A 20,806-nucleotide genomic window follows, 5' to 3' on the forward strand; every position below is an offset into this window, starting at 1 on the left:
GCCGACGATCTGGAGGAATACAAGCTATGGACGAACAGGATCGCGACCCCGCACTCGCGGCGCCGATCGCGTACCGCTTCGACGCCGACCACCACGCGAGCGAGGTGCTGGCCACGTGGGCCGCGCTCGTCGCCGGCGAGCGCGGCGACGAACCGGTGAGATGCGCGGGCCGGCTCATGCTGATCCGCCGTCACGGCGGACTCGTCTTCGGGGTTCTTCAGGACCGCACCGCGCGGATCCAGCTCTTCGTCGACCGCGGAGCCGTCGGCGAGGAGCTCTACGCACGCTTCGACGCGCTGCGACGCGGTGACTGGATCGGCGTGCGGGGCCCGGTCATGCGCACAGACCGCGGCGAGCTGTCGATCGCGGTGGACGAGCTGACACTGCTCGGCCATGCCACGCGCCGGCCGCCCGACAAGGACAAGGCCTTCGACGACATCGAGGCCAGGTCGCGCCACCGGTATCTCGACCTGATGGTCAACGAGCGGACGCGCGAGACCTTCCGCGTCCGTCGCGCCGTGATCGACAGCATCCGCGATGGGCTGCGCGAGCGCGGCTTCTGGGAGGTCGAGGGGCCGATCCTCCAGTCGATCCAGGGCGGGGCGACCGCGCGGCCGTTCATCACCCACCACAACGCCCTCGACCTGGACATGTATCTGCGCATCGCGCTCGAGCTCCATCTCAAGCGACTCGTCGTCGGAGGCATGGAGCGCGTGTTCGAGCTCTCCCGCGTCTTCCGCAACGAGGGCATCGACGTTCGCCATAACCCCGAGTTCACGATGCTCGAGGCCTACCAGGCCTTCGCGGACTACGGCGACATGATGGAGCTCGTCGAGGGCCTCGTCGTCTCCGCCGCCCGGGCCGCACTCGGCGAGGATCTCGTCGTCACGGTCGGCGACCGCCGCATCGACCTGACGCCGCCGTGGCCGCGGATCACCCTCGATGAGCTCATCCGCACCCGTCTCGGCGTCAGCATGGACCCGACGATGCCGGTCGCCGAGGCCCGTGCGATCCTGGACCGGCTCGGTGTCCAGTGGGAGCCGGACTGGGGATCCGGCAAGCTCATGAAGCAGGTGGTGGACGAGCGGATCCAGCACGAGATCGTCGAGCCCGTCTTCTGCGTCGACTACCCGGAGGAGGTCTCGCCCCTCGCCCGTCGGCACCGCAGTCGGCCGGGCTATGTCGAGCGCTTCGAGCTCATGGTCGCCGGCTTCGAGCTGTGCAACGCTTACAGCGAGCAGAACGACCCGGTCGCCCAGCTGGCCGCCTTCGAGGCCGAGGCGCGCGCCAAGGCCCAGGGCGACCCCGAGGCCGGCGACATCGACGAGGACTATGTGCAGGCGCTGGAATACGGACTGCCTGCGACCGGCGGCATCGGCATCGGCATCGACCGGCTCGTCATGCTGCTCTCGGGCGCAGGCAACATCCGCGAGGTGATCCTCTTCCCCACCCTCCGTCCGGCTGACGGCGGACGCGCCCTCGGCCCGGGGCATCCGCTCGGACTCGGTCGTCTGGCGGATCGGAGCGAGCTTGCCGTAGCCGCACCGGCCGAGGAGCCGGCTGCGGCGCCCCTCGGCGGGGGGCTCGGTGCAGCCGCGTCTGCGCCGCAAGTCGACGCCCCATCCTCCGCCCGCGCCGCGCCGCCCTCCCGCCGGCCGGTGCTCGTACTGGCCTGGCTGACGCTGCTCGGCGGGGTGATCCAGCTGCTGCCGCTCGTCCCGGTGCTGCACTCGCGTCTCCAGGCCGATCCCCTCGGGCCGCTGTGGTTCCGCGTCACCGGCCATCTGGTGTCCACGCTGCTCGGCCTCCTCCTGATCCTCCTGGCGGGGCAGCTGGCGCGCGCGAAGCGCAGGGCGTGGCAGCTGAGCCTGATCCTCTTCGGGATGGGCGCGGCCGTCAACGCGCTGAAAGGACCGCATCCGGTGTCGCTCGCCTATTGCCTCGTGATGCTCGGCGCACTGCTGGCCTATGACTCCCGCTTCCGTGGTCGCTCCGACCCGCCGTCGCTGCTGCGTCTGCTGCGGCTGGCGCCGCTGTACGTCGCCGCCGTGCTGGTCTTCGGCTTCGTCACGCTCGCCCTCGGACGTCATGAGCTCAGCACCCCGCTGACCTTCGCCGGCGGCCTGGAAACGATCGTGAGGGGTCTCGTCGGGCTGCCGGGTCCGTACGACTACGCGCGCCCCTTCTTCGACGCGTACTTTCGAGGGACTCTGCTCGCTCTCGGCGTGGCGGGCGCTCTCGGCGCCGCTTTCCTGCTGTTCCGCCCCTTCCAGGCGCGCCAGCCGCACTCCGCGCAGAGCTGGGAGCGTGCCAGTCGGCTGGTTCACGACTACGGTTCGGACACCCTGGCGTACTTCGCCCTGCGGCCCGACAAGAGCTTCTTCTTCGGCTCGGACGGTGAGGCGTTCGTTGCTTACACCTACCTGGGTGGCTACGCGCTCGTGTCGGGGGACCCGATCGGGGCGGATGCCTCGGTCGATCGGCTCCTGGATGAGTTCCTCGCCTTCTGCGACGGCCGCTCGTGGAAGGTCGCGTTCCTCGCCGCACGCGGCTCGGAGGCGCGCCGCTATGCGGCCCGGGGCCTGCACATCTTCTATCTCGGCGACGAGGCGATCGTCGAGTGCAGGCGGTTCAGCCTCGAGGGTCCGGGCATGAAAGGCATCCGTGCCGCCGTCAACCGGGTCGGACGCACTCATCGCTTCCAGCTCCTGCGCGAGTCGCAGGCCTCGCCGCAACTCGTCGCCGCGCTGAACGGGATCAGCGCTCGTTGGCGGGGAAAGGCGCCGGAGCGCGGATTCACGATGTCACTGAGCCAGGACGTCGAGGGCAACGGCCGCAACCCGGAGTTCCTGCTCTGCGTCGCCCGCGATGAGGACGATCGGCCGAGTGGGTTCCTGCGTCTGGTCCCCGCGTACGGGGAGGACTTCGGCTACACCCTCGACCTGATGCGGCATCTGCCCGACGCGCCCAACGGCATGACCGAGTTCCTCATCGCGGGCGCCGCGGAGGCGCTGCGCGCAGAGGGTATCGACCGGCTGTCGATGAACTTCGCCATGTGGGGGCGGCTCTACTCAGACGACGTGCGGTACTCGCCCGCCAAGTGGCTGGCCAAGCGCGCCGTCGACGTGCTGAACCCGTTCTTCCAGATCAAGTCGCTCCACGACTTCAACGAGAAGTTCTCGCCGCGCTGGCTCTCTCGCGTGCTCGTGTTCCAGGAGCCCACCGACCTGCCTCAGGTGGGGCTGCTCTACGCGGGCGCCGAGGGGTTCCTGTCCATCCCGGTGGTGGGCGAGCTGTTCGTGCCGCGCGCCGTCGGGGAGGAAGATGCGACGGCCTGACACGGGGTCGACGTCGTAGGGCGGGTACCAGCCCAGACCGCCGGGGTCTGCGATGGCCATGGCCTCCAGATAACGCTCGGCGGCGCGCCTGACGGCGCGGCCGATGCGGGCTCGGGAGAAGAAACTGCGGTTCATGACGGCCTCCTCAGGGTCATGCTCGATGGGGACGCGTCCAGAGTCGCCCCGTGCCGGGTGCCGTGCCGTCGGGCGAATGGGGGAACGGGCGGATGAGACGGCGTGGGCCGTTCAGCCGACGTCAGTACCCCCCGAAGGGGGGAAGAAGTGCGTCGCGACGGTCCCGCTAGGACCGGGATTGAGCCAGGATCGACCTCATGGCGCGGAGCGAGGCGGCAGGGCCGCGGTGATGGCGGGTCAGCCGGACGCCGTCGGCTTCGTCGGGCGCGACGAAGAGCTGGCGCGCATTCACGCCGCGGCCGCCGCTGCGCTGTCCGGGCAGGCCCGTCTGGTGTGGATCGAGGGGCCGGCCGGCGCCGGAAAGACCGCACTGCTCGACCGGGCGGTCGGCGAGCTGACGGATGCCTTCGCCGTGGTGCGCGCGGAGGCCGACGAGCTCTCCGCCGAGTTCCCCCTCTCCGTCGCCCGTCAGCTCTCTCCCATCGAGGCGTCCGACGCGCTCGGCGCCGGGCTCCAGCTGCTCGAGGGCATCGTCGAGCTGCAACGGCAGGGGCCGCTCGTGCTCGTGGTCGAGGATCTGCATTGGGCGGACGCGCCGTCGCGCGAGGCGATCCTCGTCGCCGTCCGGCGTCTCGGTCAGGATCAGGTGCTCACGATCGTCACGAGCCGGCCGGAGAATCCGGACGTCGACGGCTGGGAACGGCTGCGGCTCGACGCGCGACGCTGCGAGCCGATCCGGGTCGGCCCGCTGACCGTCACGGATGTGATCGAGCTCGCGTCGGGGGTGACGACGCTCTCGACGGCGGCGGCCGAGCGGCTGCACCGTCACACCGCGGGTCATGCCCTCTACCTGCGCACGCTGCTCTCCGAGCTGCGCCCCGACCAACTGGCCGCGAGTGAGGGCGAGTTGCCCGCGCCGCGTTCCCTCGCGGCGACGACCGCTGCGCGCCTGGCCGAGCTGCCTGTCGAAGCGCAATCTCTGGCGCTCGCTCTCGCTGTCATCGGGCGCCCTGTGAAGCTCGCCATCGCCGCGCGGGTGGGCGGCGTCGAGCAGCCGACCGCGGCCCTCGAGCACCTGCTCGAGACAGGGCTCTTCGCGTGGCGCCACGGCGACACCGGATCCGTCGTCGGCTTCGCCCACCCGCTGCTGCGCGCCGCGGTCTATGCCGATCTGCCGCCGCTGCGCCGCCAGCGCCTGCATCTGGCTGCCGCGGCCGCGCTCGGGGCGGCCGACGGCCTGGCGCACCGCGTCGCGGCCGTCGACGGGGTGGACGACGCGCTCGCGGACGAGCTGGTGGCCGAGGCCGAGCGCGAACGCTCGGTCGATGCGGCGGGCTCCGCCGCGCGCCTCCTGCTGTGGGCCTCGGGGGTGCGCTCACCCGGGCCCGCCGCCGACCGACACCTCACCGACGCGGTCCGTCTTCTCTTCCACGACGGCCAGCTAGCACGCGCAGCCGAGCTGCGCCCCGAGGTCGAGACCAGCGGACCGAGCCCCGCGCGCAGCCTGGTGCTCGGCACCCTGGACTGGGAGGCCGGCGACACCGCCGCCGCGGAGGCCGAGCTGCGCGCCGCAGCCGAGTCGACCGCTCCGGGCTTCGCGGCGGAGGCGACCGAGGCGAACGTGCTTCTCGCCCGCCTGCTCGCGCTCCAGGGACGGGGCCCCGAGGCGATCGTCGCCGCGGAGCGCGCGCTCAGCACGCCGGGGCTGCCGACCCGGCTCGAACACCTGGCCTGGCTGGGGTCCGCCCTCGGGGTGCTGATGCGCGACGGCGGCCCGGCCAGCGTCGCCCACCTCTCGACTCGGCTGCCGCAGCCGGCACCGGAGGTCCCTGCCGACGAGGTCGACCTGCTCGTCGCTCGCGGCGCGATCAACTACTTCGCCGCCCGCCCCGCCGCGGCGAGCGCCGACCTTCGCGCGGCGATCGCCTTGATCCGCGCCGGCGCGCCTGCGGCCGAGCTGCACCGCGCCCACTACCAGCTCGCCCAATCCCTCGTGCTCACGGGCGATTGGGACGAGGCGACCATCCACGCCCGCACGGCGCTGGAAATCGTGCAGGACCAGCGGCTGGTCTCGTTGCGGGTGCAGGCGCACTGCGTGCTCGCCTCGCTCGCGGGGCTGCGCGGCCAGTGGACCGAGGCGGACGAGCAACTGCGCCTGGCGGCCGACGGCGCCGCTCCCGGCCGGGTGCTCGAGGCGCTCATGACACCGATGATCACGCGCGCGACCATCGCCCGCGCCCGCGGCGACTGGGCCGAGGCCCTCCGCGCCTTCGAGCCTCTGCTCGGCGTGGCCGCGACGCGTTCGGGCGTCCGTCTGCCGATGGGCACCTCATTGGAGTGGTGGTCGATGGTCGTGAGCGCGGCGATCGAGCTGGGCGACTTCGACGAGGCGGCTCGCCAGCTCGAGCTGTTCGACCGGGCCGCCGCTGAGCGCGGGATCGACCTGTCCGTCCAGCTGCTCGGACTGCGTGGGCGGCTGCTGGCCGCGCGGCCCGGCGCGACGCTGACGGACGCCGAGAACGCCATCGGCCTCCTCCGCCAGGCGATCGCGCAGGAGACGCAGGAGACGCCGGTGCTGACGCGCATCGAGCTTCACCGCTGGCTCGGCCGCCTGCTGATCGCACGCGGTGGCCGTCGCGAAGGTCTCGACGAGCTGCGTGTCGCGCATCGGCGGCTGTCCGAGCTCGGCGCCGGACCCGAGCTCGCCCGCGTCTCCGCCGAGCTCGAGGCGGCCGGGGCAGACCCGGGCGTCCCGACGGTCTCGCCGCTCTCGGCCCTCACCGAGCGCGAGACGGATGTCGCGGCCCTGGTCATCCGCGGGATGACCAACCGGGAGGTCGCGGGCGAGCTGTACGTGACCGAGAAGGCAGTCGAGTACCACCTCGGCAACGTCTACGCGAAACTCGGGCTGCACTCCCGGCGCGAGCTGCGCGCCCTGGCGCACTCGACCTAGCGCTCGCCGCCATGCCCCCGGTCCGCGCTCTCCCTGTCGGCGTCGGCCGGGAAGCTTAGGGGCCACCCCTAGGGCGTCGGATCGCCGCCGGGCGCACGCTTCTGCCATGGACATCGTGCTGACCGTGACGGTCTCCGCCGACGGACGGCTCACCGGGACCGCCGCGCGCGCCGACGCGCCGACCGCGCCCCTCGCCTTCTCCGGGAACCTCGAGCTCCTGGCCACCCTCGAGCGGCTGTGCGTCGCCGCCGACCCGGCGGGGGCAGGCGCATGACCGCCGACGAGTCCGGCACGAGGGACCGCGCGGGCGGGCGGGCGCACCCCGGTGCCAAGAAGGTCTTCGGCGTGTGGTCCCTCGGGATCTTCACCTTCAGCTTCCTCGCCAACGTCAACACGGCGCCCCAGCTCGCGACCTTCGGCCTGGGCTCGATCCTGCTGATCCTCGGGGCGATCGTGCTGTTCCTGGTCCCCACGGCGATGGCCTCGGCCGAGCTGGGAGCGCGGCGTTCCCCCGTGCGGGCGGCATCTACGAATGGGTCCGCCTCGCCTTCGGCGAGACCTGGGGCTTCATCGTGATCTGGATCGAGTGGGCGAGCTTCGTGGTCGCGTGGCCCGGCATCATGGGCACGATCACGCTTGAGGCCGCGTTCGCCATCGACCCGTCGCTCCGCCACGACATCGCCTTCCTCATCCTGACCGTCGTCGTCGTGACCTGGCTCGCCGCGTTCCTCGCCCTGCGGGGAATGCGGCTGGCGAACGCGCTGACCTGGTTCGCCGTCGGCTGCGGAGTGGTCGTCCCGACCCTTCTCGTGTGCGCGGCGGCGATCGGATGGCTCGTGAGCGGGCATCCGATCGCCATGTCCACCGCGCCGGGCTCCCTGCTGCCGCGGCTGCACGGCGGCGACGCCGCGTTCCTCTCGGGGGCGCTGCTGATGTTCATGGGCATCGAGATCTCTGCGGTCCACGCGCCGGACATCCGCCATCCCGGCCGCACCGTCCCGCGCGCCAACGCGATCGCGGTCGGGCTGTGCCTGCTGCTGACGATCCCGCTCACCCTCGCCCTCGCGGTCGTCCTGCCCGGTACGAAGATCGACATCGTCACCGGCGTGCTCCAGGCCTCCCGCACCGCGATGGACGCCCTTCATGCCGGCTGGCTCGTGCCCGTGCTCGCAGCGATGCTGGTGCTCGGGCTCGCCGCGGCCATGGTGCAGATCCTGGGCGGTCCCTCACGGGGGCTGATGGTCGCCGCACGCGACACCGGCCTGCTGCCGCCGCTCCTTCAGCGACAGAACCGCGCCGGGATGCCGGTCTCGCTGATCCTGCTGCAGGCGGCCCTCAGCTCGGTGCTCGCGCTCGGGTATCACCTTCTCGGCTCGGTACAGAACGCCTGGTTCATGTTCGTCCTCATCCAGACCAACATGTCGCTGCTGCTGTATGCGCTGATGTTCGGCGCGCTCATCCGGCTCCGACACACCCAGCCCAACGCGAAGCGCCCGTACCTGATCCCCGGTGGCCGCATCGGGTTGGCCGCCGTCTGCGCGGCGGGCGGAGCGGTCTGCCTGTTCGGGCTGCTGCTCTCCCTCTTCCCCACCTCGAACGCCTCGGGCATACCGCTGTGGGCGTACGAGGTCGCACTCGTCGGCGGGACCGTGGTCTTCACGGCGCTGCCGCTCGCACTCCGGGCCCTGCGGAGGAAATCCTGGACGGTCGCGGCCGACGCCGCCGTCCTCCGATCGGTGGACGGCTGATTCGTCCGATCCACCACCCGAACGGCCGACGGGCGCAGCCGCCGACCGGTACCAAGCTGATTCACCAGAACGACACTTCTCAGGAGGAATGAGTCACATGAGCGCCACCACCGTCATCTCGATCATCGCCATCGCCGCACTGATCGGATACGCCCTCTACCGCCAGACCCGCACCAGCCAGGTCACCCGCGGCGGCCGCTACAAGATGGCCATCATCTACGGCATCATCGGCGTCTGCCTGGGCGTCAACATCAGCCACAACCCCGCCGCGCTCGGCCTCACCGCGATCAGCCTGGCGGCCAGCGCCGGCGTGGGCGTGCTTCGTGCCCAGCGGACGCGCCTGTGGCGTGACGACGAGGGCCGCGTGTTCACGCGCGGCACCCGCACCACGGCCGGCCTGTTCCTGGCGCTCATCGCATTCAAGGTCGCCCTCGGGACCTTCGCCTACTTCGTCCACGTGCCCTACGACGCCAATGTCGGAGAGGTGATGGTGATGCTCGCGCTCATGCTCGCGGTGCAGGCCACGATCGTCTGGCGCCGGATCGAGCGCCTCGGCTGGGCTCCCGCCCCGCGGGCGCACGGCGGCCAGGACGCGCCCGTCGCCGCCCAGGCGGCCCCCACCTTCGTCGGCAGTGCCACGGCCGCCTCCGCCGGTCGCGCGACGAACGCGGAGACCGTCAAGTGAGCGGGGCCGCGGCCTCCCTGCTCGCCGCCCGCACCGCCGGGCCCGTCTGGGACCGCTCGGACGCCGACCGGGTCGGCTACGACGCCGGGCGGAGCGGGTTCAACCTTGCGCTGGACCACCGCCCCGAGCTCGTCCTCGCCGCCGAGGCACCCGGCGACCTCGCCGCGGGCATCCGTTTCGCCGCTGAACAGGGCCTGACGGTCGAGCTTCAGGCGACCGGGCACGGCGCCCACCGCGCCCTGGACGGCGGGCTGCTGATCACGACACGGGCGCTCACCGGCGTGTCGGTCGACCCGGAGCATCGCATGGCGCGGATCTCAGCCGGCGCCACCTCGGCCGACGTCCTCGCCGCGACCACACCGTACGGGCTGACTGCTCCGGTGGGCTCCGCCGCGACCGTCGGCTACGTCTCATACAGCCTCGGCGGGGGTGTGGGAATGCTCGGGCGCGCCCATGGCTACGCCGCCGACCACATCCGCGCGCTCCACGTGGTGACCGCGGACGGGCGCGAGCTCACCGTCACCGCACAGCAACACCCCCAGCTGTTCTGGGGGCTGCGCGGAGGCGGTGGCAATCTGGCGGCGGTCACTGCGATCGACGTCGAGCTGGTCCCGCTGCGCGGGCTCTACGGAGGCGGCCTTTTCTTCGACGGCGAGCACTCCGTCGAGCTCGTCGAGGCCTTCCGCTCCTGCATCGCCGTGGCGCCGCGCGAGCTGAGCCTGTCGATCGCGTTCCTCCGCTTCCCCGCCGTGCCCGCAGTGCCCGAGCCGCTGCGCGGTCGGCGCTGCGGCCATGTGCGGGTCGCCTACCTCGGCGGCGCCGAGCACTGCGAGCGGCTCGTCGCCCCGTTGCGCGCTCTGGCCCCTTTCCTCGACACGGTCCGGATGATGCCGGTGGCCGAGCTCGCGAGCATCCACGCCGACCCCAGGAATCCGATGCCCGTCAACACCGAGAGTGTCGCGCTGCATGGCCTGCAGCCTCTCGATCGGCTACCTGCGCTGCTCGACCCGGAGGCGCACTTCGTGCTTGAGGTGCGCCACCTGGGCGGAGCGCTTGTGGACCAGGCCGAGAGTCCGAACGCTGTCGGCCACCGTTCGGCAGAGTTGAACCTCTTCACCTCGGCCTACCCGGGCGCCGACCCGGTTGCGGCCGCGGAGGCGCAGCGGCGGCTCATCGCCGGGCTGACGGCCTTCAGCGTCGGCGGACCACTCCGCAACTTCCTGCCGAGCAGTCACGCGGACGCCTCGTCGTGCTATGAGCCGGGTCTCGCTGTCGCGCTCGCCCGGCTCATGTCCCTTTGGGATCCGAGCGGAGTCTTCGCCCACGCACCGGCGGTGACGGCGCCCCTAAGCGCGTCCGCGCCCCGAGACCGTCCGCACGCCGACCCGGCTAGCGCGCTCGCCGACCGATGATCAGTCCCGGACTCCGAAGAGGCCGTAGCCGTGCCTGCTGAGCACGTCGTAGGCGTCTCCGAAGGTCTCGGGCTCGGGCGCGCCCGGCTCGTATCGTGCCAGGAGCAGGCCGAGCAGCCCCTTGGCGGGCGCGGTGAGCGGCCGGCGCCGTTCCGTGTCGGAGGGCGGCTGCGTCGAGGCCTCCGGGTTCTTCGGCACGTAGGGCCGCGGCACGTCCGGCCAGAGCTGGGGCTGCCGGGGGTTCTTCAGGTTGATGGCGTTCTGGATGCCGCGGGCGTGCGCGTCGCGATGCGTGAGGGGTGCGAGGCCGTGCTGCTGGGTGACGGTGTGCACGAGCGAGGCGTGGTCCATGGGCTCGTTGACCACCGTGCCCTGCTGCGTGTAGGCGGAGACCACGACGGTGGGCACCCGGCCGCCGAGCCGGTCGAAGGCGAAGCCCATCTCGCCGGCCTCCGGTCTCCCGGAAGGCGGGGTCGCCTTTGGCGGCGGGACATGGTCGTACAGGCCGCCGTGCTCGTCGAAGGTCACCAGCAGCACGGTGTTGATCGCGTTCGACCCTTGAGGCGAGGCGCCCGAGCGGACCGCGTCGTACACCTCGGCCAGCAGCGCCTCGGCGGCCCGCACATCGGACAGCGCACTGTCATAGGCGGGCTGGCCCGCCACGTCGACGACGCGCGGCCGGTTCTCGGGAGGGTGCATGTCGTTGTGGTCGAACACCATGCGCGGCTCGATGAAGGCGTAGTCCGGCAGGTTCCCCGTCCGGGCGTCCTCCGCGAACTGCTCCATGCTGCGGAAGTTCGTCTTCCAGTACCGCTCGATGGACGGCGCGTGCAGGAACCCGGTCAGGGACACCACCTGCCGGGCGTCGTAGTACACCCGCCAGCTCTTGCCCGCGTCCTCGAGCCGGTTGAAGATCGTCGGCACCCCCGGTGCGTCCAGCCACTTCTTCGGACCCGTGCCGTACCCGTTCGTCACGAAGCCGTGCGAGGTGCTGGCGTGGAAGAAGGAGCGGTTGCAGAAGGTCTGGGACGGCACCGCGCAGTGCCAGTGGTCGTACACGGCGAAGCCCGCGGCGAGGGCGGAGAACACCGGCAGCATCTCGGGCGAGAAGCCGCCCATCACCTGCGAGTACTCCGCGACGGTGGGCTCCTCGCCGCGTTCCGCCCGGTAGTTGAGGACGTAGTCGTGGACGAAGCCGGACATCGAGGGGTGGTCGGTGTCCTCCGGGGCGTTCCACGGCGCGTGGAATCCGTTGTGGCCGAAGTCGGCGTTGCCGTCGGGGGCGACGACGCCAAACCACTGCGTGTTGACATGCGGGTAGAACTCGCCGGGGTCCGGGTCGGGAGCGGACATGACATCGTCGGTCGAGCCCTCGTACACATGCGCGGCGACCACCGTGCCGTCCGGCGCGACGTTCTCGTGCCGCCCGTGCTGCAGGCCCTCGAAGCGCTGGCCCGGGCGCAGCCCGCCATCGGCGTACAGCCGGCCGAGGATGTGGTCGAAGCTGCGGTTCTCGAACATCAGGACCACGATGTGATCGAAACCCGGCTCCCGCCTGGCGGGCAGCGGGGTGAAGCCGTAGCCCTCCTCGCCACGGCGACGCCGGTCCGCGATCTCGACGCCCACTCCCACGGCGGCGCCGCCGACGGCCGCCCCCGCAGCCCCGATGCCCGCACGCTGCAAGAACTCCCGCCGCGACGGCGAGCGGTCATCAGGATCATCCGCCACCCGCGCTCCTTCAGACACCTGAGACGGCCCACGAAAAGACGCATCCGCCGTCAGCCTCCCCCGCGACACCCCCGGTGTCAATTTCGCGCGGATTCCCAAGCAGGCCCAGCCAGGAGACGGAGACAAGGAGAAGACAGATGAGTGTCATGGATGGCAAGGAAGGAACCCCGTGGCGGTCGCCTGGGCGGATCGCGCTCGGCGACCCGGAGCGACACGGCTGGTGGTGGAAGACACTGATGGTGGGCTGGGTCCTCTGGCTCGCGACGATCACCGTCACCGTGCTGACCGGCAATCCCAATCTCGTGCCGACGTTGATCCTGCTCGGCAGCTTCCTGGTCCCTTTCTGCGTCGTGCTGTTCGCGGTCGAGCGTCTGCGCGGCAACGTGACGGCGCTCCAGCTCATCCTGGCGTTCTTCGTCAGCGGGGTCGCCGGCGTGCTCGGCGCGTCCTTGCTTGAGGCGAATCTGCAGCAGAGCCTCTGGCTCTACGGCCTCGTCGGTCTGATCGAGGAGTTCGTCAAGGGATGCATCCTCGTCGTGCTCGGCTGGCGGCTCACGCCGAAGTCCGCGTCACAGGGGGCGCTGCTCGGCGCCACGGTCGGTGCCGGGTTCGCGGCGTTCGAGTCGGCCGGCTACGCCTTCAACGCCGCCCTCGGCACGCACGGCATCGACCTCGCGGCATTGCTGCGGACCGAGGTCATCCGCGCTCTTCTCGCCCCCGTCGGACACATCCTCTGGACTGCGATCATCGGCGCCGCGCTGTTCGGGATCGCCGGGCGGCGGGCACGACCGGACGACCCCGGCTACACCTGGTCGATTTGGGTCGCTGTCGCCTATCTCGGCGCTGCCGTGCTGCACGCGCTCTGGGACTCGATGAGCAGCATCGCCTCGCTGCTCGCGCTGCTCGCGACCGGCAACACGGCACAGTTGCTGCAATACGGATTCCTGCTTCGGCGCGATGCGGATGCGGTGCAGTCCCTCTCGAGCGTGCTCTACGTGTGCGGGCTGATCGTGGTATCGCTCGCCGGGGTGGTCACCCTGTGGGCGGTCATCCGCCACTATCGCCCCCGAATGCGACGCGGACGGACCTGAGGCACCCTCGCGCTCGCCGCCCCGATCGGAGGAGCGCGCATCATCCGCTGCATCCACCGATTGGACGACCTCGCCGGCATCGGCCGACAGCGACGCTTGATGTCAGAGGCCAGCCGAGCCTCACATCCCATCGAGAAGGAGCATTCCCATGATCGCCACCATCGCCACCCACGTCGCTGCCGTAGCCGTCGCCGCCGCCATCGGAGGTACCTCGCTGACCGGAGCAGGCGCCACCGGACTCGGCGACATCCACCCCACCGTCGTCGACAAGGGCTGGTTCTCAGTCCAGGAGACGATCACCAACAACACCAACGTCGACTGGACCTTCAACGCGCAGAACACGAGCGAGGGCCTCGACAACCACTGGCAGCAGCGTCCCCAGCAGGTGCTGAAGGCGCACACCAGCGAGGTGGTGTCCGACTACACCGATGACGGCGTGGACGGCGAATCCCTGCAGGTCGCGTACACGATGCCGAACGGCGACTACGTCGTGTCCCTGTACCAGGCGAGCATGAGCGAACTGCCCGAGTTCGACCCGACCTTCACAGGCGTCTTCACCGCCAACCCCGTCAACACCTACCCCCCGCAGGACAAGGCGTACACCGTGACGGACAACCCAGGCTCGGGATACCGCACCGACGCCTCGTTCGCCGTCAGCGCGGTCTCGTAGCCGAATGCCTTTCGAGTGTCCGCCCGACTCTGCGCAGTGCGCGTGCCGGGCGGACGCCGGCCGTTCTGCGCCAGCCTCAGTCAATGGGAGAACGTTCAAATATGAACAACACCCCCGTCTTTCATCACATCGGAAGGCCTGTCCCCGTGGAAGAACTGGAATCCGACCCGCGTGCGCGCTATAGCCCGCTCTATCGCATGTACACGTTGGATCTCCCGAACGAGCTCTCACTGCATATTCAGTTGCACGCCTTCCGCGAAGAATCCGGACTGCACGAACGCATCCGCACCGAAAGCCACGTGGCTTTCAAGGTCGAGGACATTGAGACCGCGCTTCGAGGCGAGGAAATACTGATGCCGCTGTATGAGCCGTTCGACGGCTATCGCTGTGCGATCGTCGCTGTCAATCACCAACTGATCGAGCTCATCGAGACCGGCCTGTCCGATGAGCAGATCTGGGGAGAGGCGATCTTCCGCGGTGGAGTCCTATACCCTCCGCGGATCTCAATTGATTGTCCCTCCGCCAACGCCGGCCATGTGCTCGCATCATCCGCCAATCGGACGGGGGTGGGCTCAATCGGTGCCTCGGCCGATCGGATGACAGGCCGATGCGCGGGCACGGTCGAAGGTGGAGTGCATCGGGAACCGGGTTGGCCGTTTCCCTCACTAAGGAGAATCTCATGAACACGAAAACCCGGCTCGCCACCCTCGTCATCGCCGCGACCGCTGCCGTGGCGCTTTGCGGCGCGGCCACTCCGGCGAACGCCGCCAGGCCCGCCCCCGAAGCACGGCCGCGCACCGCCGTCGTCGAGAACGGCGGATGCTCATCGAGCTACACGCAGGGCTGGACGAGCGTCGACATGGTGATCACGAACACCACCGATTTCACCTTGAACTTCGATCCCGACCTCAGCGGCCCGAGCACCGGCCACTGGCACGAGCGACCCGCCAGCACGCTCGGGCCCGGGCAGTGTGAGGTGGTCAACGCCTACGCCTCCACCGACATCCACGTGTTCAACCTCAATGTTGTCTACTCCACAGCATGGGGCGACTACATGCCATTCCAGGGGGTCGCGAACGCCACCAACTCGGTCTACAACGAAGCGGTCTTTCAGAACGTGCCGGAATACCATGAAAACAGTTACTACTGGAGCGGAGCCGTCGACACGCGCTACAGCATCAGCCAGGCCACCCCCGAGGTGGGCATGCTGCACACTCACTTCGACCTGCAACTCTCCTGACGTCAGGCACCGTCCGCGAGCCGTGGCAGCGACTCGCCCGCGAAGAACCCATGCGCCCGATCACACGCGAACGCGCGTACCAGCCCTTCGGACTTCAACCAATCGCCAGCGCCAGCGCACTCACACGTCAAAGACGTCACTGCGAGCTGCAGCCTGAACATCGCTACAGCGCGTAGGGCGGCTCTCTCGGCCCCCGACTCGCGAGCACTGGTCCTCCGCCTTGAAGCTGCCCATCTCCTGTTCCCTGCAGCGACGTAACTCGACGCGATTCTCTAGGAACGGACTGCCGTTCTGCCCCGCATTCTCGGGCCTAAACGCCGGTTCGTGACGTTGAGCGCGAAGCGGTCGAGGACAGTTCAACTCCCTCGGGTGTACGTGGTTCGGACGTTATCCGGCGCGTCCGCGTCGTCCGGGCGGTAGCAGTCCCTTGTGGCGGGCTCGGGCGACCCAGCCTTGTGCGGTGGACAGCGGCACGTTGCTGAGGCGCGCCATCGTCGCGGTCGGGTTCGGATCGCCGTCATTGGCGAGGCGACTGTGCTGCAGGGCGACCAGCTCGTAGAAGTCGGAAGTGCGTTTGGGGTCGCCGAGCGGCTGCATGACCTCGGAGGAGCGCAATGTGCGGCCGCTCGGGAGCGTCATTCGGCCGTCCTGGAAGTTGCTGGTGCCGGTGACGGCGAATTGGCGGCGGTTGATCGCGGCTTCGATTTTGGAGGTTGGCAGTTCGCGCAGGATGGGGCTCGCGACCGGGTCGCCGGCCCATTCGGGTAGGTAGGTGATGCCGCTGATGCGGATTTCACCCATCGGGTGCTGGTCGAGGAGATATTGGCGCTGTAGGCGCAGCAGGACGCGGGTGCTCGTCTCGATGTGCTGGATGAGGTACCAGCGGCCTTCGTCGACGCGGTTGTGGCTCGTGGTGAGCTTGCGGTCCAGGCGCGGCGCGCTGTCGACCCAGAGGGTGTAACGCAGCGCGGCATCGATCTCGGCGCTGTCGCGCTCAGGGTCAATGGGCGACGGGTCGGGCATCTGCCAGCCGGCCGGCAGATCGGCCGGGACTAGCAGCTCGACGTCCTCCAGGTCAGTGGCCATGCCCAGAGTGTATCGACACCTGAGAGTTTCCTCACGCACTAGCCACTACGCCAGTACGGTCGTATAGTGGCGTATCTGCCAATGCGTGAGGTGATGCCATGAGCGATGTGACGACCGCTGCCGAGGACCGCCTGCTGCGGACCGAGGACGTGGCGAAGTGGCTGTCGGTCTCGAAGTCGACGCTGGTGCGTTGGCGGCAGTCGGGGGAGGGGCCGACGGTGTATTGGCTCGCCGAGGGAGTGCCGCGCTACCGCGCCGCGGACGTCGAGACCTGGCTGGCCGCACGCTCGACCGCGCGGCCACGTCTGCCGAGGAGGGGGATCGCGCATGCCGGTACGTCGCGGGGATAAGTGGGAGGGCCGGTTGAAGGTCGGCGGGCAGGTCGTTCGGACCAAGCGTTTCGATCTGCGGCGCGCCGCGGTGGCCTGGGAGCAGCGGCAACGGGCGACCTTCGAAGAGCACGGCTACGACCCGAGCACAGGAAGGGTCGCTGTGGAGGATCTGCTCCCGGAGTACCTGACGCAGCGCGAGGGTCAGGTGAGCAAGACGACCCTGGACACCGATCGCTACCTAATGCCAACCGCAGGCCAGCTCGCCGGCACGAGCAAGCGCGAGCCGGTACTGCCACTGTGGTTCCGCAAGCTCCAGGTCGGCAAGGTCACCAGCGCGGCGATCGCGAAGTGGCAGGACGACCTGGGCAAGCGCGGCCTGGTCGCGAGCACGGTGATCCGCTACCGCGACTCACTCTCATCGTTTTTCTCCTGGTGCGCCTCCGAGGGCTACATCGCATTCAACCCAGTGACGGCGACCAAGCCACCGAAGGACCGCCGCGCCCGCGAGGACATGCGCCCGCTACCGGCGCCCGAGTTCGACGCGGTCGTCAAGGATGTCACCGAGCTGAGCCCGGTCTTCGGCGACCTTGTCTTGGTGCTGGGCCGGACGGGGCTGCGCTGGGGCGAGGCGCGGGCCATGCAGGTCCGCGACTTCGTCGAGGTGCCCATGCCGATGCTGCACGTCATCCGCAACCAACCCGAGGGCGCAGCGGTCAAGGCACCGAAGTCAGGCAAGGGCCGCAACGTGCCGGTGCCGGACTACCTCGTGCCGGTCATCCGGCGTTTCGCCGCCGGCAAGGCACCGACCAATCTGCTGTTCACCAGCCCGCGCGGCGCGCAGCTCCACCGCACCTCGTTCGTCCGGGCGACGAACTGGGAGGCCACCGGACGCGGACGCACCCGGCACGACCTGCGACACACCGCCGCGTGCGAGTGGCTGATCCAGGGCGTGCCGCTGACCACCGTGCAGCACTGGCTCGGCCACGGCTCCATCGCGATCACCGCCCGCTACCTGCACCACCTCGGCGACTTCGCCGACCGAGCTGCGCTCGAGGTCCTCAACACCGCCGCGAAGAAGTCACTCGACGAGCGCGCCGCACGGCTGGGTCGAATCGACACCACGGCGCCACTCGGACGGACGCCCGACCGCGGACGCGGGCGAGGGCTGGGATAGACCAGCAAAGCAGGCCGGTTCTGCACCTCGGGGTGATCCCGGGGTGATTCCGAAGCATGCGACAGCCAAGGCGCCTCGGCCATGGAAACGAAAAATCCCTGGCCTGACCAGGGATTTTTCTTACTGTGGGCGATGCCGGACTCGAACCGACGACCTCTTCCGTGTGAAGGAAGCGCGCTACCAACTGCGCCAATCGCCCGCTGTTGTGCCCCTCGATGCTAGCCGACCGGCGGCGCATTTCACGAATCGGGACACGGCCCACGCCGATTTGAACTCAGTGCAAAACGTGGGTTATGGTTGACAAGTCGCCGGGACGGGGCCGAGAGAAACCGGGCCGGAAAGACAAAATGCGGATGTAGCGCAGTTGGTAGCGCATCACCTTGCCAAGGTGAGGGTCGCGAGTTCGAGTCTCGTCATCCGCTCGAGTGTGAGGTGTTCTCCGACTTCATGCGGGCCTGGTGGCGTGGCCGAGAGGCGAGGCAGCGGCCTGCAAAGCCGTATACACGGGTTCGAATCCCGTCGCCACCTCCACACTCACTCCCGTCTTCTCCCTGTGGTTCGCTAGAGTGGTGAGGAACAGGGCGCGATTGGCGCAGCGGTAGCGCGCTTCCCTGACACGGAAGAGGTCACTGGTTCGATCCCAGTATCGCGCACAAGTAAACCCCCAGGTCACTGGGGGTTTCTTGCGTTAACAGATCAGGCACGAGCCCCTCACCCGCGCCGAGGGGTGGCGAAACCGGGTTCTGGGAGCGGAATTCCCCGGTTTCGCCACCCCTCGGCGGCGCGAGCTCAGCCCGCTACTTCAGCTGCCACGGGCCGTTCTTGTCGCCCGGCTTCTGGTTGCGGGTCCACCATTTGGCGACGTAGGTCTTGCCGTCGTAGACGACGACGTCGCCGGTGGTGAAGACGCGGCTCGCGGTCCAGACGGCGGTGCCGTCCTGCGTGGTCACGATCTGCTCCCACGGCCCGTTCGGGTCGCCGGGCTTCTGGTTCTGCGTCCACCACTGGGCGAGCCAGGTCGACCCGTTGTAGAACACGTAGTCGCCCGTGTTGTAGACGGTCTTCGCGTTCCACGTCGGCGACACGGTCGGGTTCAATCCCACGACGACCGGGTCGTGATCGGATGCCGCGAACGGGTCGGCGCCATTGAAGAGCAGCGTCGCGTTGTAGTTGTACCGGCTGTACGCGTAAGCGACGGATTCCTGCGCGTTGATCTGCCAGACATCCGCACCCGTCGCGAGCTTCACCGCGGCGGCGTTCGCCAGCACGTGGTCGAGAGAGCCCTCGAGGCCGTTGTACGAGTACGTCTGCTCGGTCGGGTCCAGCGTGCTGCCCAGGTCGGTGTAGCCATCGGCATACAGCGTCTCGAGCGGGTCCTCATGCGTGTAGGCGTTGAAGTCGCCGACGAGGAACACCGGCTGTGCAGGCGCCGCGATGGTGCTCACCCAGGCGTTCACGGCCTCGGCCTCGTGCACGCGGGTCGCGTTGAACGCGCCCTGGTCGACGGCCGGCGAGGAGGTGTCCTCGGCATCACCGGGGTAGAGGCCCGCCGAGTCGGAGCCCTTCGACTTCCAGTGGTTCGCCACGACCAGGAACGCCTGGCTGTCGAGCGCGCCGGCTGCCTTGAACTGCTGCGCGAGCGGCTCGCGCGCGATCGAGAAGGGCTGACCGTCGCCCGACTGGTCCGCGAGCACCTGCGAGGCGCCCACAGGGCTGACGTCGGCCGGCTTATAGATGAACGCCGTGCGGATGACGTCCTGCTCGTCGAGCGGCGGCAGCTTGTCGGCTGCGGGCGAGGGCACGTAGGCCCAGACATCCGACCCGGCCGCCGCGTTCAGCGCGTCGACCAGCCCTGCCAAGGCGGTGTCGCGCGGCTCGCCGAACTTGGCGGAGTTCTCGATCTCCTCGAGCGAGACGACGCTCGCGCCGAGGCGGTTGATGCCGGTGACGATCTTCGCCTGCTGACGCGCGAAGCTCACGTCGTTCGCGGCGCCGCGCGGGCCGGCGCCGCCATCGGCGGTCGTGCACGTGTTGACCGCGATGCGGTTGCCGTCGCGGTCCGTGTAGTAGGAGCAGGTGCCCTGCCCGCTGTTCACGAAGTCTTCGCCGGTCGTCGCGAAGTAGTTCTCGACGTTGAACGTCGCGAGGCGGATCGCGCCACCGGTCGCGCTCGGCTGCGCGTTGCCGGTGCGCAGGTCGCTGAAAGTGGCGACGGCTGCCCCGTCGTCGGTCACCGGAGCCGTGGGCTGGAAGTTCCACAGCGAGAAGCGGTAGTCGAGAACGACCGGCTCGTGGAAGGTGACGGCCGAGCCGACGGTCACCGGGTTGCTCGGTGTGAGCCAGGGCAGCGGCGTGTCGGCAGCCGCGCCCCCCGAGAAGTTCGTGCTCGAGCCGTCGTCCAGCGTGATGGTGCGCGCGGCGTTGTCCGCGGCGGCGGCCTGCGCCGCGGCGGAACCCGCGGGGCCGGCATCCGTCGGCTGGCGCAGCGGGGTCGTGCCCGCGGCCAGCGTGAACGAGCCGTAGAAGTTGGCGTCGTAGTTGTCCGTCACGGTGAAGGCGCCCTGCGGGGCGATCAGCTCGCCCTCGTGCGCCTCCTTCTGCGCATCGGTCGTGAGCTCCGACCAGGGCAGCGCCTCGGGGGTGACCGGCGCGAGCGCCGTCGCCAGCTCGGTGACCGTCGGCGAGCTGATCTCGGTCTCGCCCTGGTACTCCTGCACCGTTCCGGCGACGCTCACGCTGTCGCCGACGTGCACCTGCTTGGCGGAGTTCGACCCGAAGACGAAGACCGCGTCGGACTCGCCCGGGGTCTGATCGGGGCCGGACCCGGTGCCGGCGGTCTCGAGGAAGAATCCGTTGAATCCTCCGGTCGCGTAGACGGCGGTGACGACGCCCTGCGTGGTGACCCTCTGGCCGACGTATGGCGAGGTGTCCGTGGTGCCCTGGATCTGGGCGATCGTGAGGGCCGTGCCGGGGTCGGTGCCGCCGTCTCCGCCGCCGGGGGGAGTGGTGCTGCCGCCCGTGCCACCTGAGTTCTCGGGCGTCGGCGCCGCGACGCTGAAGTCGGCCGCGTTGTCGTCGGTGTCGGTGCCGGCCGCGTCGCGCTGGTAGCTCAGTGTGATGGAGTTGCCGCTCGCCGCGGTGCCCTCCGGCGAGTTGCTGGTGCCCCAGCCGATCTTGTCGATCACGCTCGGATCGGTCGGCAGGACGCCGGCCG

At 69.7% G+C, this 20,806-nt stretch carries 16 protein-coding genes, 4 tRNA genes and 1 pseudogene; 16 read left to right on the plus strand and 5 right to left on the minus strand.

Features of this window, described 5'->3' with window-relative positions; genetic code table 11:
* The first annotated feature begins 26 nt into the window (after positions 1–26).
* The 7 genes from lysS to ABD708_RS06520 all read left to right on the plus strand — a co-directional run bounded on the left by lysS (position 27) and on the right by ABD708_RS06520 (position 10,271).
* Entirely contained in the window at positions 27–3,338 is a 3,312-nt protein-coding gene (gene lysS / locus ABD708_RS06490; RefSeq protein ID WP_344752494.1) for a lysine--tRNA ligase, read from the plus strand.
* Positions 3,339–3,702: 364 nt separating this feature from the next.
* Positions 3,703–6,426, plus strand: coding sequence for an AAA family ATPase (locus tag ABD708_RS06495; protein WP_344752496.1), 2,724 nt, complete (start codon positions 3,703–3,705; stop codon positions 6,424–6,426).
* A 106-nt stretch (positions 6,427–6,532) separates the two neighbouring features.
* Positions 6,533–6,700: a hypothetical protein gene (locus ABD708_RS06500; protein WP_344752498.1), complete on the plus strand. Its 168-nt coding sequence runs from the start codon at positions 6,533–6,535 to the stop codon at positions 6,698–6,700.
* Complete coding sequence (locus ABD708_RS06505) at positions 6,697–7,002, plus strand: hypothetical protein (RefSeq protein ID WP_344753399.1); 306 nt, start codon at positions 6,697–6,699, stop codon at positions 7,000–7,002. The genes ABD708_RS06500 and ABD708_RS06505 overlap by 4 nt, the downstream gene beginning before the upstream one ends.
* Positions 6,951–8,174, plus strand: a complete 1,224-nt coding sequence (locus ABD708_RS06510) for an APC family permease (protein WP_344753367.1) — start codon at positions 6,951–6,953, stop codon at positions 8,172–8,174. The genes ABD708_RS06505 and ABD708_RS06510 overlap by 52 nt, the downstream gene beginning before the upstream one ends.
* A 97-nt stretch (positions 8,175–8,271) precedes the next feature.
* Positions 8,272–8,859, plus strand: a complete 588-nt coding sequence (locus ABD708_RS06515) for a CcdC protein domain-containing protein (protein WP_344752500.1) — start codon at positions 8,272–8,274, stop codon at positions 8,857–8,859.
* Entirely contained in the window at positions 8,856–10,271 is a 1,416-nt protein-coding gene (locus tag ABD708_RS06520) for an FAD-binding oxidoreductase (RefSeq protein WP_344752502.1), read from the plus strand. Before ABD708_RS06515 ends, ABD708_RS06520 begins: the two co-directional genes overlap by 4 nt.
* Here ABD708_RS06520 and ABD708_RS06525 read toward each other — a convergent pair whose 3' ends face one another.
* Positions 10,272–11,999 carry an alkaline phosphatase family protein gene (locus ABD708_RS06525; protein WP_344752504.1) on the minus strand — a complete coding sequence of 576 codons (1,728 nt, stop codon included), beginning with the start codon at positions 11,997–11,999 and terminating at the stop codon, positions 10,272–10,274.
* Positions 12,000–12,136: 137 nt separating this feature from the next.
* Here ABD708_RS06525 and ABD708_RS06530 point away from each other — a divergent pair, with 137 nt between their 5' ends.
* The 4 genes from ABD708_RS06530 to ABD708_RS06545 all read left to right on the plus strand — a co-directional run bounded on the left by ABD708_RS06530 (position 12,137) and on the right by ABD708_RS06545 (position 15,000).
* On the plus strand, positions 12,137–13,090 hold the full coding sequence (locus ABD708_RS06530; RefSeq protein ID WP_344752506.1) for a PrsW family intramembrane metalloprotease: 954 nt from the start codon (positions 12,137–12,139) through the stop codon (positions 13,088–13,090).
* A 148-nt stretch (positions 13,091–13,238) separates the two neighbouring features.
* Positions 13,239–13,760 (plus strand): hypothetical protein, encoded by a 522-nt coding sequence (locus ABD708_RS06535; RefSeq protein WP_344752508.1) that lies wholly within the window; start codon positions 13,239–13,241, stop codon positions 13,758–13,760.
* A 101-nt stretch (positions 13,761–13,861) separates the two neighbouring features.
* Positions 13,862–14,443, plus strand: coding sequence for a hypothetical protein (locus tag ABD708_RS06540; RefSeq protein WP_344752510.1), 582 nt, complete (start codon positions 13,862–13,864; stop codon positions 14,441–14,443).
* Complete coding sequence (locus ABD708_RS06545; protein WP_344752512.1) at positions 14,440–15,000, plus strand: hypothetical protein; 561 nt, start codon at positions 14,440–14,442, stop codon at positions 14,998–15,000. The genes ABD708_RS06540 and ABD708_RS06545 overlap by 4 nt, the downstream gene beginning before the upstream one ends.
* A 387-nt stretch (positions 15,001–15,387) precedes the next feature.
* On the opposite strand, the gene ABD708_RS06550 is transcribed toward ABD708_RS06545, so the two are convergent.
* The gene (locus tag ABD708_RS06550; RefSeq protein WP_344752514.1) at positions 15,388–16,086 is read right to left on the minus strand and encodes a hypothetical protein; all 699 of its coding nucleotides are present in this window, start codon (positions 16,084–16,086) and stop codon (positions 15,388–15,390) included.
* A 98-nt stretch (positions 16,087–16,184) separates the two neighbouring features.
* Between ABD708_RS06550 and ABD708_RS06555 the strand changes: the two genes are divergently transcribed.
* A complete protein-coding gene (locus ABD708_RS06555) occupies positions 16,185–16,436 on the plus strand; it encodes a helix-turn-helix transcriptional regulator (protein WP_344752516.1) in 252 nt (83 codons plus the stop codon).
* The gene (locus ABD708_RS06560; RefSeq protein WP_344752518.1) at positions 16,414–17,592 is read left to right on the plus strand and encodes a tyrosine-type recombinase/integrase; all 1,179 of its coding nucleotides are present in this window, start codon (positions 16,414–16,416) and stop codon (positions 17,590–17,592) included. Before ABD708_RS06555 ends, ABD708_RS06560 begins: the two co-directional genes overlap by 23 nt.
* A 126-nt stretch (positions 17,593–17,718) precedes the next feature.
* On the opposite strand, the gene ABD708_RS06565 is transcribed toward ABD708_RS06560, so the two are convergent.
* Positions 17,719–17,791, minus strand: a tRNA-Val gene (locus ABD708_RS06565).
* A 150-nt stretch (positions 17,792–17,941) separates the two neighbouring features.
* Here ABD708_RS06565 and ABD708_RS06570 point away from each other — a divergent pair.
* The 3 genes from ABD708_RS06570 to ABD708_RS06580 all read left to right on the plus strand — a co-directional run bounded on the left by ABD708_RS06570 (position 17,942) and on the right by ABD708_RS06580 (position 18,245).
* A tRNA-Gly gene (locus tag ABD708_RS06570) sits at positions 17,942–18,014 on the plus strand.
* Positions 18,015–18,049: 35 nt separating this feature from the next.
* Positions 18,050–18,123, plus strand: a tRNA-Cys gene (locus tag ABD708_RS06575).
* A 50-nt stretch (positions 18,124–18,173) separates the two neighbouring features.
* Positions 18,174–18,245, plus strand: a tRNA-Val gene (locus ABD708_RS06580).
* A gap of 144 nt (positions 18,246–18,389) precedes the next feature.
* On the opposite strand, the gene ABD708_RS19445 is transcribed toward ABD708_RS06580, so the two are convergent.
* Positions 18,390–18,695, minus strand: coding sequence for a carbohydrate-binding protein (locus ABD708_RS19445; RefSeq protein ID WP_425553262.1), 306 nt, complete (start codon positions 18,693–18,695; stop codon positions 18,390–18,392).
* Positions 18,696–20,777, minus strand: a pseudogene (locus tag ABD708_RS06585) (ExeM/NucH family extracellular endonuclease); the annotation flags it as partial.
* Positions 20,778–20,806 lie beyond the last annotated feature (29 nt).

It is taken from the genome of Gryllotalpicola koreensis (assembly GCF_039538185.1).
Classification (GTDB): domain Bacteria; phylum Actinomycetota; class Actinomycetes; order Actinomycetales; family Microbacteriaceae; genus Gryllotalpicola; species Gryllotalpicola koreensis.